Origin of the sequence: Rahnella woolbedingensis (assembly GCF_003602095.1) — a bacterium.
Lineage (GTDB): Bacteria > Pseudomonadota > Gammaproteobacteria > Enterobacterales > Enterobacteriaceae > Rahnella > Rahnella woolbedingensis.
The window spans coordinates 117,913-132,743 of the sequence record NZ_RAHH01000002.1 but is presented as its reverse complement, the minus strand read 5'-3'; the positions used below and the strand labels follow the sequence as shown (position 1 = coordinate 132,743).

The 14,831-nt window shown below is 52.5% G+C and carries 12 protein-coding genes; 9 read left to right on the top strand and 3 right to left on the bottom strand.

The genetic code is table 11. The features are described from left to right. Positions 1-119 precede the first annotated feature (119 nt). The 3 genes from D6C13_RS01835 (at position 120) to D6C13_RS01825 (ending at position 3,344) form a co-directional block, all read left to right on the top strand. The gene (locus D6C13_RS01835) at positions 120-1,064 is read left to right on the top strand and encodes a LysR family transcriptional regulator (RefSeq protein WP_120131142.1); all 945 of its coding nucleotides are present in this window, start codon (positions 120-122) and stop codon (positions 1,062-1,064) included. Next, the gene (locus tag D6C13_RS01830; protein WP_120131141.1) at positions 1,064-2,350 is read left to right on the top strand and encodes a DUF445 domain-containing protein; all 1,287 of its coding nucleotides are present in this window, start codon (positions 1,064-1,066) and stop codon (positions 2,348-2,350) included. Before D6C13_RS01835 ends, D6C13_RS01830 begins: the two co-directional genes overlap by 1 nt. 199 nt (positions 2,351-2,549) lie before the next feature. After that, entirely contained in the window at positions 2,550-3,344 is a 795-nt protein-coding gene (locus tag D6C13_RS01825; protein WP_120131140.1) for a YaeF family permuted papain-like enzyme, read from the top strand. Between the two features lie 50 nt (positions 3,345-3,394). On the opposite strand, the gene D6C13_RS01820 is transcribed toward D6C13_RS01825, so the two are convergent. Further along, positions 3,395-4,492, bottom strand: a complete 1,098-nt coding sequence (locus tag D6C13_RS01820; protein WP_120131139.1) for a glycerol dehydrogenase — start codon at positions 4,490-4,492, stop codon at positions 3,395-3,397. Between the two features lie 391 nt (positions 4,493-4,883). Between D6C13_RS01820 and D6C13_RS01815 the strand changes: the two genes are divergently transcribed. After that, entirely contained in the window at positions 4,884-5,066 is a 183-nt protein-coding gene (locus D6C13_RS01815) for a hypothetical protein (RefSeq protein ID WP_112289272.1), read from the top strand. 171 nt (positions 5,067-5,237) lie between these two features. Here D6C13_RS01815 and D6C13_RS01810 read toward each other — a convergent pair whose 3' ends face one another. Further along, positions 5,238-6,896 carry a glucan biosynthesis protein D gene (locus D6C13_RS01810; RefSeq protein WP_120131138.1) on the bottom strand — a complete coding sequence of 553 codons (1,659 nt, stop codon included), beginning with the start codon at positions 6,894-6,896 and terminating at the stop codon, positions 5,238-5,240. A gap of 395 nt (positions 6,897-7,291) precedes the next feature. Here D6C13_RS01810 and D6C13_RS01805 point away from each other — a divergent pair, with 395 nt between their 5' ends. After that, positions 7,292-8,692 (top strand): CoA transferase, encoded by a 1,401-nt coding sequence (locus tag D6C13_RS01805; RefSeq protein WP_120131137.1) that lies wholly within the window; start codon positions 7,292-7,294, stop codon positions 8,690-8,692. 91 nt (positions 8,693-8,783) lie between these two features. After that, a complete protein-coding gene (locus tag D6C13_RS25540; RefSeq protein ID WP_167457969.1) occupies positions 8,784-8,924 on the top strand; it encodes a hypothetical protein in 141 nt (46 codons plus the stop codon). A gap of 55 nt (positions 8,925-8,979) precedes the next feature. Here the strand turns inward: D6C13_RS25540 and D6C13_RS01800 are convergent, their stop codons facing one another. Beyond that, positions 8,980-9,831, bottom strand: a complete 852-nt coding sequence (locus D6C13_RS01800) for an AraC family transcriptional regulator (RefSeq protein WP_120131136.1) — start codon at positions 9,829-9,831, stop codon at positions 8,980-8,982. 261 nt (positions 9,832-10,092) lie between these two features. Between D6C13_RS01800 and D6C13_RS01795 the strand changes: the two genes are divergently transcribed. From D6C13_RS01795 to D6C13_RS01785, 3 genes are all read left to right on the top strand, one after another. Next, positions 10,093-11,931 carry a DUF2264 domain-containing protein gene (locus D6C13_RS01795; protein ID WP_120131135.1) on the top strand — a complete coding sequence of 613 codons (1,839 nt, stop codon included), beginning with the start codon at positions 10,093-10,095 and terminating at the stop codon, positions 11,929-11,931. A gap of 27 nt (positions 11,932-11,958) precedes the next feature. Continuing rightward, positions 11,959-13,245 carry an oligosaccharide MFS transporter gene (locus tag D6C13_RS01790; protein WP_120131134.1) on the top strand — a complete coding sequence of 429 codons (1,287 nt, stop codon included), beginning with the start codon at positions 11,959-11,961 and terminating at the stop codon, positions 13,243-13,245. Between the two features lie 73 nt (positions 13,246-13,318). After that, positions 13,319-14,509, top strand: coding sequence for a glycoside hydrolase family 88 protein (locus tag D6C13_RS01785; RefSeq protein WP_120131133.1), 1,191 nt, complete (start codon positions 13,319-13,321; stop codon positions 14,507-14,509). Positions 14,510-14,831: the final 322 nt, after the last annotated feature.

Below are 14,831 nucleotides of genomic sequence, written 5' to 3'. Positions count from 1 at the left end.
CAGTTTTTGCCGTTTCGGTCACGCGATTTAGATCTAAAAAATCTAAATTAATTAACAGAGTAGAAACATTTAACGATACGGTCTAAGTTAAAAAGACAATGGAACAAGTCAAAAATTGAATGATTGAATTAAATCAGTTGCGCTGTTTTGTGGCGGTTGCGGAAGAATTACATTTCGGTCGTGCGGCAAAAAGATTGTTTATGACGCAACCCCCGCTGAGCCGTCAGATCCAGTTACTCGAACATGCGCTTGGCGCCTGTTTGCTGGAACGAACCAACCGGCATGTCAGCCTGACCGCTTCGGGAAAGACGTTTTTGCGCGATGCAAAACTGATCCTCGAATTTACCGGACAGGCGCAGGAAACCGTCAGACGCGTGGAAAAAGGCGAAATCGGACGACTGATGCTCGGGTTCACGGCGGTCAGCGGTTACTGGCAAATTCCGCAGATTATCGCCCTGGCGGCGCAGGAATTGCCCGAAATCACGCTGGTGCTCAAAGAGATGGTGTCTTCCGCACAGTTACAGGCGCTGGCGGCGCGCACGCTGGATATCGGCTTTGTCCGCCAGCCGGTGGCGTTATTTCCGCTGGCCTATCAGTGCGTACTGCGGGAACCGTTGTGTGTGGCATTACCCGTTTCTTCGCCGCTGGCAGCCAAACCGCGACTCCGTCTGCGCGATTTTGCCGGACAGCCTTTCATCATGTATTCCGCCACCGAAGGGAAATACTTTTACGACTGTGTGGCCGGGCTGTTTGCGCAGGCCAACGTCGTGCCGCATTACGTGCAACATTGCAGCCAGACCCACACCATTCTCGGGCTGGTGCGCGCCGGGATCGGCCTGGCGATCGTGCCTGAAAGCGCCCGTCAGCTGGGGTTTCCTGATGTTGAATTCCGCCCGCTCAGTCACCCCGATGCGTTTGCCGAAATTTACATGGCCTGGCGGCAGGACGGCGAAACTCCGGCGCTGGCCGCTTTCCGCCAACTGGTGACGACGCACAGCACCGCCGGTGGCGCTATCGCAAGAAAAAAGCTGACAGGCCGCCGCGCGCTTCCTAAACTGAGGTAATGGATAAAGAACAAGAACTTCGCCGAAGTAAACGTAACGCGCTCGGGCTGCTGCTGATTGCCGCCGCCCTGTTTGTCATCACCCTTTTCCTGCCACCCAATTTCTGGGTTTCCGGGCTGAAAGCCATTTCCGAAGCCGCGATGGTCGGCGCTATGGCTGACTGGTTCGCCGTTGTGGCGCTGTTCCGCCGCGTGCCGGTGCCTTTTGTCGCCGCACACACGGCGATCATTCCCAAAAACAAAGACAAAATTGCCGACAACCTGGCGGTCTTCGTGCAGGAAAAATTCCTCGCGCCCGCCACGCTCATCACGCTTATCCGCCAGCACGATCCGGCCCGCATGCTGACCGACTGGCTGAACGCGCCGGATAACGCGCAGCGATTTGCAAAATATGCCGTGAAGATGATCCGCGGTTTTCTGGATGTCACTGACGATCAGCGTATCGCCCAGCTCATCCGCCGCGCGCTGTACCGCGTGATCGACAAAATCGATTTATCGGCCTCGATTGCCACCTTACTGGAAAGCCTGACCAAAGGCGGACGCCACCAGGAGCTGCTGGATCAGGCGATGGATCAGCTGGAAATCTTGCTGGCGAAAGACAGCACGCGGCAGTTTATTTCCGCGCAGATTGTGGGCTGGATGAAACGGGAACATCCGCTGACCGCCAAACTGCTGCCGACCGGCTGGCTGGGACGCAACGGCGCAGACCTGGTTTCCAATGCGGTGAATTCCGTCCTCGACGATATGGGCAACGACAAAACCCACGCCTTCCGCAAAGGCTTTGACCGTTCGGTACAGAACTTTATCTGGAAGCTGCAAAACGATCCGGCGACCGCGCAGAAAGCCGAAGACATCAAGCAATACCTGAAGGATGACGAGAAGCTGAACGTTTATGTCCTGCAACTGTGGGGCGATATGCGCAACTGGCTGAAAGAGGATCTGGAAAGCGAAGATTCACGGGTTTTCGCCAAAGTGACCGAGTCCGGGCAATGGCTGGGCAATGCGCTGGCGCAGGATGAAAAACTGCGTATCTCGCTGAATCAGCAGATGGAAACTATCGCAGAGAAAGTCGCGCCGGAGTTCGCGGCGTTCCTGACCCGCCATATCAGCGACACGGTGAAAGGCTGGGATCCGCGTGATATGTCGCGGCAAATTGAGCTCAATATCGGCAAGGATTTACAGTTTATCCGCATCAACGGCACGCTGGTCGGTGCCTTTATCGGTCTGGCGCTGTATCTGCTTTCGCAATTACCGGTGGCTATTCCCTGGGTGATGGCGAGGATTTAATAGTTTGCTCCCTCCCCTGCGAAGGGGAGGATTGTGCTGGGGTATTAAAGACAAATCAAAGAGCCAAAATATGCACCCACCATTATTTTAACTGCTAACCTTTATTGCCCGATTAATTTCAATGGAATAGAATCACCCGACTTAAATATAACAAAACGCTTTTTATTCGGATTTTTATTACCAGCAAGGATGCGGAACGATGGTTTATTCGATCAGGGCTATTCTTTTGCCCGCTATTGTTGTTTTATCAGCATGCAGTTCCCAGAAAAATATTACTCAGCAGGCTGAACTACAGCCTTCCGTGAGTAAAACAACCCTGCATATGCAAAGAATTTCCACTCTGGAAGATAAAGACGCCGTCACGATTACTGCCGGGCAGCTTCAGCCAGGGGATATTCTGCTCTCTTCGTCGACCGGCGTGACCTCGCTGGGCATCAGATTATTCAGCATGGCCGGTGTCAGCCATGCTTCGGTGTATCTGGGCAACGACCAGGTAGCGGAAGCCGTGGGGGATGGAGTACAAATCATTTCGCTTGAAACTGCATTAACTCACAGCAATTCCATGGTGAGTTTACGCAAACAAAAATTAACGGACTTGCAGGCAGCTAAATTAAGAATTTTCTCTCAGAACAATCAGGGTAAGAAATATAACTACAAAGGCATTATTATTATCGCGCCCTATACGCTGACGCGCAGAGTGTGTGATTTACCGCTGTTTTTCGGAAAGGGAAGAAGCACGTGTATTGATACTCTTGCCACCGTTCAAATAGGTAACACACCTCAAACACAGAAAACTTTTTTCTGTTCCCAGTTTGTTATCGAAGCCTTTAATTTTGCCGGCAGCCCGATCACTGCATCGAACGCACTGTGGATATCTCCCGCTGATTTGCTGCACATGCGTGAAGGGGATGTCTCTTCTTTCGTTCCGATTCAGCCACTGCATTATGTCGGCCATCTGAAAAAATGGAATTTGTACAACGCGGTCTTTGGATAAACGTGCATAAACGTGAATGCCTCCGTTTGGCGGGAGGCACAAGCCGACTATTACTTCACGGATTTACTGAACGCATCCACAGCCAGAATGGCATTCGCCACGTCTTCGGCAGACAGATTGTGGTTCAGGTTACCCAGCGTATCGCCCTCGCCGCCTGCCAGCGCACCGACTTTTACCAGATTGGCGAACGATTCATTTTCCAGATGCATTTCTTTTAGCGTCGTTGGCATTTTGATGGAACGGTAGAAACGCACGTATTTCGCGATTTCTTCGTCAGGACGCTGCTCCAGCACCATTTGCGTCAGCGTGCCGTACGCCACTTTTTCGCCGTGAGTCAGATGGTGAATGTCACCGGAAATCGCGGTAAAGCCGTTGTGGATGGCATGCGCGCCCGCCAGACCGGCATTTTCGAAACCGAGACCCGAGAGCAATGTATTCGCTTCTACTACTGCTTCCACCGCTGGCGTCACCAGTTGCTGCTCCACCGAGGTATAAGCGCTGTAGCCGTAGGTCAGCAGCGTTTTCTCGCAGGCTTCGGCAATCGCCATACCGGCAATCGTCGGGTCGCCGCCAACCATTGAGTGAGAATGGGAACGCAGAACCGCCTGCGCTTCGACGAACGTCGCCAGACCATCCGCAATACCGGAAGCAAACAGCCGCACGGGAGCCTGCGCGCAAACGTGAGTATCGACCAGCACCAGATCCGGGTTTTTGTTGTAGAAACGGTAAGATTCGAACACGCCCTGATCCGAATAGATAACGGACAGCGCGCTGCATGGCGCATCGGTGGAGGCGACAGTCGGTACAATCACCACATTTTGCTTCAGTTCATCAGCAATCGCTTTCACGGTATCGAGCGTTTTACCGCCCCCGAGACCGACGACCACCTGCGTTCCCGCAACACGGGCAATGGCTGCAAGACGGGTAATTTCGTTCGCGGAGGCTTCTCCGTTAAAACGTTCATAATGGAATTCAACGCTGGCTTTTTTCAGTGAGGCTTTAACGCGCTCACCGATAATTCCCCAAACGACATCATCAGCTATCAGGAATGATTTTCCGCCCAGAACCGGCAGATAATCCCCTAATTCATCCAGAACACCGCTGCCCTGAACGTATTTCCTTGGCGAAGAGAAGATAAATTTACTCATGATAAAAACCTCTTTTCGTTGATAATGTTTACGTGAATGACTCTCCTGAGGGTACTCCTGCACAGTACGAAGCCCAACCCTTTTAATTCACATTAACAGCATGACTTGCAAAGATTTTTTCAAATAATGAGGGCGTTTAGCGTATTAATCGCAATTATTATTCATCAATTTAATACCTCAAAATGATTATATAAATTGGCGTGATTTCTCCGCCATTTTTATACACTTCGCTGTTAGTTTTTATCTATTGAATACATCAATAAAAGCGACTTTCCCTTATCAGCCATTTCCGTACAATTTACGTCATTGGCAGCACGTCGTAAGCAGTGGTCATTAGCCAGCTCGCTGTTAGCCATTCCATTAATATTTCAGACATTAATAAGGGAACAGCATGTATAACTTCCAGCGCTACAACGCCAAAGAACTGGCGCTTGCCTACATGAGCAGCAAACCACACGATTTTTCGCCAAATGAATTTTTACAGCAGCTGAAAGAAGTCGAAAAATCTTTCGACGCTGCGCTGAGAAATCCTCAGCAACAACCGCAGAACGGAATGCTGGTGAAGGCGTTTTGATTGCCATCTTGGCCTTCATCAGTTGAGTACCGTGCGTTACCCTTGCTTTACCCCTTGAAGTATTTTGCGAGTTCCTGTGTCTGGTTCGCTTGCAAAAAAATAATGTAAAAAAGCAAAAGCCCCGAAATTTTCGGGGCTTTTTGTATTTGGGCATGACGGTATGCTAAGGGATCACTTCGTCATCTGGCGGTCATCAATATATTTGCGTTTTTCCGGCGCTAGCGGGAAATACTGGTACAGCCAGGTTTCTGACAACGCGGTCTGACCGTTGCGCAGGAACATGCGCAGCTCGACCGGTGCCACAGAATCGCTATCCGGATACCAGTCGAACAGAATGCGGTAACCGTCGAACGGCTGCACATACAGAATTTCGATGTTTTTGATTTTGCCGTGAGAGACGTTGATAACCGGCTCGATGCCTTTATCCGCAAACGCTTTCAGCTCACCGCCGATAAAATCAATGGCGAAACGACGTGCCCAGACCTGCGGATAGTTCTCGCCCGGTGCCCAGCCTTCCGGGAAACCGCCCATGCCGGTACGCGTCGCCAGCACATTAGCCAGCGGGCTGCGGTGCGGCGGTTCGGAACTCCAGTACAGCTTGTAACTGAAACTGAATTCAGCGCCGGATTTCACCGGTTTTTCCGGTTGCCAGAAGCACACCACGTTATCCAGCGTTTCGCCGGTCGTCGGGATTTCCATCAGATTGACAGCGCCCTTCCCCCAGTCGCCGATCGGTTCGACCCACAGGCTCGGACGTTTGTTGTACCAGCCAATCACGTCCTGATAGTTGTCGAAATCATGGTCCAGCTGCAACAGGCCAAAACCTTTCGGGCTGTTATCGCTGAACGCGTTGAACTGCAAACGTTGCGGGTTATTCAGCGGACGACAGATCCATTCCCCGTTACCGGTCCACATTTCCAGACGATCTGAGTCATGAATTTGCGGATGAATGGTATCGCAGCGGCCACGTTCACTGGTGCCACAGCTGAACATACTGGTCATCGGAGAAATACCCAGCTGCTTGATGTCCTCACGGGCATGCAGGTGGTTTTCAATTTCCATAACGACGCGGGTCGGTTCGCAGTGGATGACAAATTTATAGGCACCCGTGATGCTCATGCCGTCGAGCAACGCATAAACGGTGAATGTGGTATCGCCGGGTTTGGGCGTATCAAACCAGAACGCGGTGAAATCCGGGAATTCTTCCGGCTGGTCAGTGAAGGTATCCACCGCCACACCACGGGCTGAAAGACCGTACTGATAGGTGTCATCCACCGCACGGAAATAACTGGCGCCGAGGAAAGAAACCACATCACGACGCGTCAGTTCCGGCGCTTTGTTGACTTTAAAACCGGCGAATCCAAGGTTAGAGAAGCCTTCCAGCTGTTTGGTATCCACACCGGCATCGTGATAGTTGAACAGTTCCGGGCGGAAATGAATTTCACGCGCCAGATGTTTCACCGGATCCACGGAATACATGCGCACGCGACGCTTAAAGCCCATGCCGACGTGGAACAATTCCACATCCAGCTGGCGGTCTGGCAGACCATTCCACAGTGAATGTGCATGATCGTACTGAATGGCGTTGTAAGCCTGCGGCGTCAGTTCAGCCAGCGTTTTAGGCAATGGCTGCGGAGCGCCACCGTAGGGCTTATCCGCCAAATCTTTCGCCATTTTTTTCAGCGCATTGAAATCAAACGGCAACTCTCCGCCGTCTGCGACATTCGCTTCTGCCGCTTCTGCGGAACGGGTGAACAGTGTGGACATTGCCGGCACACCACACCAGGCCGCGAATGCCATAGATGCTTTAATAAATGCTCTTCGTTCCATGCCAGAATCGTTTCCTGTACTGGGCAAAAAATCTGGGGACTTCGTCACAAAACGCAGTCCCCGCGTAGTCAGTATTTTCTGACCCTAAGGCTAACGTAAAATTCCCAAGCCGAGTACAAGAAATTGAATGCATTCAGCTAATATTTTACTTGAAAAAGTCAGCGTAAATGAGTGCGCTCATCCCCGATATGGCAGGGCTGAGACGGTTTTTGGAAACAGCGAGTTGCGCGGTAATAAATACCCTGACGGAGTGACGATTACGATGAGGACTTTAAGAGTATTCTGTGACGAGAAATAGCAGTTCTTTAAGTGACAGCGTCACAGAAAGTTACCCACTCTGCCTGAGAAATGTTATAAAAATGTAAAGTCAGATTTCCCAACAGCGGAGTTAACGCATGTCAGATGAACCTATCCAGCAGAAAGCGCGGGCGTTATACGCTCAGCTCACCGGCGAGATTTCACCTCCCTGCTCGCTTCATATTAACGGTGCAGGAAATCTGCCTTCTTATTATCCCGTTACGCCGCTCATCACCGCGTCTGTCGCGTTAGCGGGGATGGCGCTCTCGCGATTGCTGGCGCTTAAACACGGCGGACACGAGACGGTCACGGTCGACCGGCGGCTGGCGTCGCTTTGGTGTAAAACCAGTATCAGGCCAGAGGGCTGGGAAATTCCGGCAGCATGGGACAGTCTGGCAGGCGACTATGCCACGGCTGATGGCTGGATCCGTCTGCATACTAATGCTCCCGCGCACCGCAAAGTGGTGGAATCGCTGTCAGGTAAGGCGCAGAACCGCGAGGCGCTGGCACTGCAGGTCATTATGTGGAACAAGGCAGAGCTGGAACAGGCTGTGGTTCAGGCGGGCGGATGCGCCGCGCAAATGCTCAGTCCGGGCGAATGGCAGCAGCATGTACAGGGAAAGTCCCTGCAAAATGAGCCATTGTTTCAGATGTCTTTAACGCCTGCTGCCGCCCTTCCTCAGTGGACGTTATCGCGTGAAAAACCGCTATCCGGCATAAAAGTTCTCGACCTCACGCGGATCATCGCCGGGCCTGTCGCCACGCGTTTTCTGGCCGGACTGGGCGCGGACGTGCTGCGTATCGATCCCTTCGGCTGGGATGAAAACAGTCAGGAAGCCGATCTCACTTTAGGCAAACGCTGCGCCCGGCTCAATCTGCATAACCCGCAGGACCGGCATCGTTTCGAAGAATTATTACGCGATGCGGATGTGATCGTGCATGGCTACCGTGCCGGTGCGCTGCATAAACTCGGCTATGGCAGCGAGCAGCGCCGTGCTATCGCGCCGGGACTGGTGGATGTTTGTCTCAATGCGTATGGCTGTAGCGGGCCGTGGCGCGAGCGGCGCGGTTTCGACAGTCTGGTACAGATGAGTTGCGGCATTGCACAAGAGGGAATGAAGCTGTCAGGCAGTGACAAACCGGTGCCTCTGCCGGTTCAGGCGCTCGATCACACGACCGGTTATCTGATGGCGGCAGCGGTTTTGCGTGGTTTAGCGCAACGGGTGGAAACCGGTCAGGGCAGCGAATTCCGCCTGTCGCTGGCACGTACCGCACGGGAACTGATGGAAAACGGCGCGGCAGTCGCCAGCGACGAACCGCTGATTGAATCCGCAGAACAGGCCGACTTCTCACCGAAACCGGAAATCACTGCATGGGGAAATGCCCGACGTTTACTTGCGCCGGTCTGGCTGGAAAACACGTCGCTGCAATGGCGTTTACCGGCTTCTCCGCTCGGTTCTGCCTCTGCCAGCTGGCAGTCGGATCCGTCGCAAAAATGAATTAAGGCATGAAAATATGTCAGTTTGTTGAGGACGAGTCATCAGGTCAGTTAATCTATCTTCTCAATCTATTGAGCCTGAACGGAATTCTATGCACCCGTTGATTGAGCAAGACCTGGATACCCTGGCGCAAGTTGTGGATCGCAACGTTGCGCTGGTGAACTGGATGACGGGTGAAGCGGATATTCATCTGGCAGTGGATTCCATGAAAGCCTGCCCCGCAAAGGTTTGAGAGAGCCACGGGCATCTTAAGTCAGCTTTTTAAGACAACATTTTAAGACAACATTTTAAGACAACAATGAAAACGCCGCTTTGCGATATTGCAGCGGCGTTTTGCCAATCATTTTCTTGAAACGGGTGATGAAATACGGCGCGTCTGAAAAACCACATTGCAGCCCGATCTCTGCGACCGAACGGTCAGTGGAGCGCAGCAGTTCGCAGGCGCGTTTTACGCGCCGCGTGGCGAGATAATCCTGTATCGAGCCGCCGGTTTCCTGCCCGAAGACCCGCGATATATAGCTTTCGGAAAGCCCAAGAGCCGCCGCAAGCGCTGCCAGTGAAAACTTCTGCACATAATTTTCTTCAATCCATTGCATTACTTTCGAGGCCGTTGTGCGGCTGATGGTTTTCGGCTGCCCGTCTTCCGCAGGCATAAACACCATCAGTTGCAGGATGAGCATGGTGATTTCTTCCCACTGATCCGCCTGCGATTCGGGCAGCTGATTGAACTGTTCGAGGATCACTTCAATATGACTTGCGTGCCCGCTCAGGTCGAAAATAGGTGCGGCGCGGTCGGAATCCCATAAACTGGCAAATCGTCTGCGACGCTGCGGGAAGGATTGCAGACACCCATCCAGTAACTGATGGTCCAGATGAAGGGTGGTGCGCAGATAGGGGTTCTTCTCGTCCGCTTCCACAAAAACTTTATGCAGTTTGAACGGCGGGAAGACAAACATCCGCCCCGGCCTCAGCGTGTATTGCTGATTATCGACTATCACAATGCCGTAACCCTGACTGACAAAAAGTAATTCCAGGCACTGATGCCAGTGAAAATAATTGGCACTTCCGCGGCTCATCCGGTTAAAAGAAACCTGACGTTCATTAAGGGCAATACGTTCAAGATAATCGGATGCCGGCATTGGGGTTCCTCATAATGCATTTCTGCATAATTTTCATTCAGGACAACAAAACACAATTTTCAGTCAGCTTTTTATAATTTAAGCCCTTTTATCCGCCATTTAATAATCACAATTTCAAAAATCGCGCCATTCTGTGAAGCAGTTAACAATCAGCGCTGCTCACTCCTCTATATTTCATTCCCGACACAGAGAAATGAAATAATATTTCAAATTAATAAACCCTTATTTTCTGGTTCCCACTCAGTCACCGGGAGAGCTTTGATGACCCTGAATATTGTTAATATCAACAATCCGTTGCGTACCCGCAAAGATATGCAGCAACTGCTCAATGAGCTGCTCTCGGCGGTGTCGCCGTATACCGAAGAAGGTAAAAGCGGCATCGATCTGGGAAATACCACCACCCATTACGGTAAAGAAATTGCCAAAATGGAAGCGCTGTCGCGCATGTTGTGGGGGATTTTCCCGTTGCTCGCCGGTGGCGGCGAATGTGCGGATCTGCCCTTCTATCTTGATGCTATCCGCTTTGGTACCGACCCGCAGCATCCGCAGTACTGGGGGGAAATCCATGACTTCGACCAGCGCTGCGTAGAAATGGCTGCCTTTGGTGTCGGGCTCGCGCTGCTGAACAAACAGTTGTTGCAGCATTTCACCCCGCAGGAACAGCAAAATCTGGCGGACTGGCTTAATCAGGGACGCGACGCGACCATTCCCAATAACAACTGGAATTTCTTCCCGATCATGGTGCAGATGGGCTTTAAGCAGTCCGGTCTGCCCTGGGATCCGGCTGCCGTCGCTGCCCGATTTGAGCTGATGGAAAGCTATTATCTCGGTGATGGCTGGTATTCCGACGGCCCCGGTCGTCCGCGTGATTACTATATTTCGATGGCGTTTCATTATTACGGGCTGCTTTACGCACAAAATATGGCGGATGTGGATGCACCACGTGCCGCCATGCTGCGTGAACGCGCTCGGCGCTTTGCACAGGATTTCATTACGCTGTTCTCTGCGGGTGGCGCGGCTGTACCTTTCGGGCGCAGCCTGACCTATCGCTTCGCCGAAGCCGCTTTCTGGAGTGCCGCCGCGTACAGCAAACTGGACGTGTTCACGCCAGGCATCATCAAAGGGATGATCCTGCGCCATCTGCGTCACTGGCTGAATGAGCCAATTTTTGACCGTGACGGCGTACTCAGTATTGGTTATCACACACCAAATCTGGTGATGGCCGAAGACTATAACGCGCCGGGCTCCCCTTACTGGGGATGCAAACTGTTTCTGGTGCTGGCCCTGCCGCAGGACGATGCATTCTGGCAGGCTGAAGAAGCGCCGCTGCCGGAACTTTCCCGCGTCCACTGTATTCCTCACGCCAATCAGATCCTGACCCGCGACGGGGAAAGTCAGCACGTGGTGATGCTCACTTCCGGACAGCTGGAGCTGAATAACTTCGTCAATACCGAAGCCAAATACACCAAATTCGCCTATTCCAGCCAGTTCGGTTTTACCCTCGACAGAGGCCGCTACGGGCTGAAACACGCCGGTTGTGATTCGATGCTGATGTTCTCAGAAGGCGACGGATATTTCCGCGGACGTCGCGACTGCGCCGAAACCCGGATCACCGAATCAATGATTTATTCCCGCTGGCTGCCGTGGCACGACGTTTGCGTACGCACCTGGCTTATTCCGTGCGGCGACTGGCATCTGCGTGTTCATCACATCGAAAATCAGCGGCCGCTTGATACGGCTGAAGGCGGTTTCGCCCTCATTCAGGAGCCTGCCACGCAAGCTGAGTACTCCGGCGATCGTCGCGCTGTGACGGTTACAGCGCGTAACGGCATTAGCCGGATTGTCAGCCTGGAAACTCAGGCGGCGCGCGAGGCCAGTGCAGTGATTACCCCGCCAAACAGCAGCATTATGTTTGCTGAAACGGCCGTTATCCCGGTGCTGCAAAACACTCTTCCCGCAGGTTCTCACTGGCTGTTCACCGCCGTGTGTGCTTCGGCTACCACTGATATCAGCAACAAAACCGTGCCGGAAGTCAGCCTTGAGGGCGGGCAACTGCGCTGGCAGTCTCGCGGCCGCAGCGGCCAGATCACGTTAGATTAACCGTCAGAGCCCGTTTCAGGAGTCACTATGAAAGCCATAAGAACCGCCAGTAAAACGGCTTACTATAAAATGAGCAGCTTTATATTCCTGTATTTTTTCACCTGGTCTTCAAGCTTCGGGCTGTACGCCCTGTGGCTCGGCCAAAAGGCCGGACTGGACAGCGTCAGTATCGGCACGGTGTTTGCCATTAACGGCGTGTTCGCGGTGATCATGAAGCCGGTGTATGGCTACATCATGGACAAAATCGGCATGAGCAAATCCCTGCTTTATTTTGTCGTGCTGGTTTCCGCGCTGATGGCCCCGTTCTTTATTTTCGTCTATCAGCCGCTGCTGGACAGCCATCTGATGCTGGGGATTATCGTCGGCGCACTGTATCTGAGCCTCGGCTGGTACGCCGGTGTGGCAGCGTCAGAATCTTACGCCGACCGTTTCAGCCGTTTGTATCACATGGAATTCGGGCAGGTGCGTATGTGGGGCTCGCTCGGCTGGGCGCTGGCTGCCTCGTTTTCCGGCGTGCTGTTTAATCTGTCTCCGGCCTGGAACTTCGGTCTGAGCAGCGCCACGTCGCTGGTGATGTTAGTGGTTCTGTTGTCACTGAAGATTGGTGATGAAGAACTCAAAAATAATGACGTGATTTCTTCGCAAAAAATCGTGTTCGGCGACGTTATTTTGCTGCTCAAAAACCGCAAATTCTGGATGTTCTCGATGTATGTCGCGGGCGTGGCGTGGATGATGTTTGTCGCCGAACAGCAGTTCTCGCGCTATTTCGTCACATTCTTCGACACCAAAGAGCAAGGCAACGCGTGGTACGGCTATCTGAGCACCGTGCAGTCAGGTTTGGAATTCCTGATGATGATGGTGATCCCTTTCCTGGTGAACTATTTCGGCGCCAAGAAAGGCCTGCTGTTGGTGGGTGCGCTGGTGGGATTACGTCTGATCGCCTCCGGGCTGACTAACGATCCGCTGCTTATCTCGATTATCAAACCGTTTTACGGCCTGGAAATCGCCCTGCTGCTGGTGTCGGTGTTTAAATATATCGCTGAGCATTTCAGCAAACGCGTGAACGCCACCATGTATTTGCTGGGCTATCAGGCGATGATTTATGTCGGTTCAATCGTGGTCGCCCCACCTGCCGGCTACTTCTATGACCGCATTGGTTTCGAACACACCTATCTGGTGATGGGCAGCATCGCGCTGTGCTTCACGCTGATTTCCGCTTTCACGTTATCTGGCTGTCACAGCCTGCGATCCGGCGTGGCTGCTCCCGCAGCACCCACGGAGAATAACGGCGAACTCGCGCCGCTGAAACGGTGATCTCTACACACTCATTCATTGAAATCAATCCACTGAAATAAAGACACTTATTGCTCTGCAAAAGGGAGACGTTATGACGCTTAACATCACGAAAGAAAAGTTACTGCCTGTTGAACTGAATCAGCTGGACAGAATTGCTTTCGCGCAAAAATTACAACAGGCACGCCAGGTGGTGCTCAGTAAAATTTCCCGCAATCTGGATAAATTTGGCGATAAGTTTCCGTCAGAAAACTGCGAAAACGGCCACTACAAACTGACGGATAATGTGGAATGGACCACCAGTTTCTGGACCGGGCAACTGTGGTTGGCCTGGGAGATGACCGGCGACGACCGCTACCGGCTGGCGGCAGAAAAACAGGTGACTTCATTTGGCAACCGCATCGCCAACCGCATTGATACGGCCACGCACGATCTCGGCTTTCTCTACAGTTTATCCTGTGTCAGTGCCTTTAAACTGACCGGTAATCGCCAGGCGCGCGGATTTGCCCTGCTGGCCGCTGAAGCGCTGATGGAGCGTTTTAACAGCAAAGCGAAAATCATTCAGGCGTGGGGAGATTTACAGGATCCGGAACAGGCCGGACGCATGATTATTGACTGCAATATGAATCTGCCGCTGCTGTACTGGGCGAGCGAGCAAACCGGCGAATCACGCTTTGCCGAAGCCGCGCGTGCCCATGCCGGGCAGGCAGCGAAATATATCGTGCGCCCGGACGCTTCGACCTATCACACGTATTACATGGATACCGTGACCGGCGAGCCGCGTTTTGGTAACACCCATCAGGGTTATTCTGATGACTCCTGCTGGTCTCGCGGTCAGGCCTGGGGCATTTATGGATTCCTGCTCAGCTACCGGTATACCGGAGATGAGGAACAGGTCGAGCTTTCGCGTTGTCTGGCACATTATTTCCTCAACCGTCTGCCGGAAGATGATGTCTGCCACTGGGATTTAGCCTTGCTGGGCACCGATGCGGTTCGCGACAGTTCTGCTGCGGCCATTGCGGTGTGCGGCTTGCTGAGTCTGGCGACGACCCTGCCCGCCACCGATGACAAACGCGCATGCTACGAAGAAATGGCGCTGCGGATTATGGATTCACTGACTGAGAATTATCTGGCCGGTGAGCAGGAAGATTGTGACGGGCTGCTTAAGCACTCTGTGTATCACATGGGGAGCGGCAAAGGTGTGGATGAGTGTTGCAGCTGGGGCGATTATTTTTATGTCGAAGCGCTGACGCGCCTGACGCAATGCTGGCAGTCCTACTGGTAATCACTGTGACGCAGCGCTGACACGCTGCGTCCGCTTTTGTTGCCATTTTTCATTCGTGAATTGTTTTTAAGCATAAGCAGCATCATCATCTCTTTGCGAAGTGTTACATCGTGTTACGGTAACACGCCTATTGTTAAGCACTTCTTCTATGTCCTTACATCCATTAAGAATAATCCTAATTAGTTCCGCTTTTTTGTTCAGTTACAAAGTTAATCCTGACATAAACCAAATTAATCAAAAACCTCCCTGCCTGTGAACGCCTGAAAATAACACTTCCACGCCGCCATCTTTCATGCAAAAAGTAGAGTCAGCGCTCATTCTT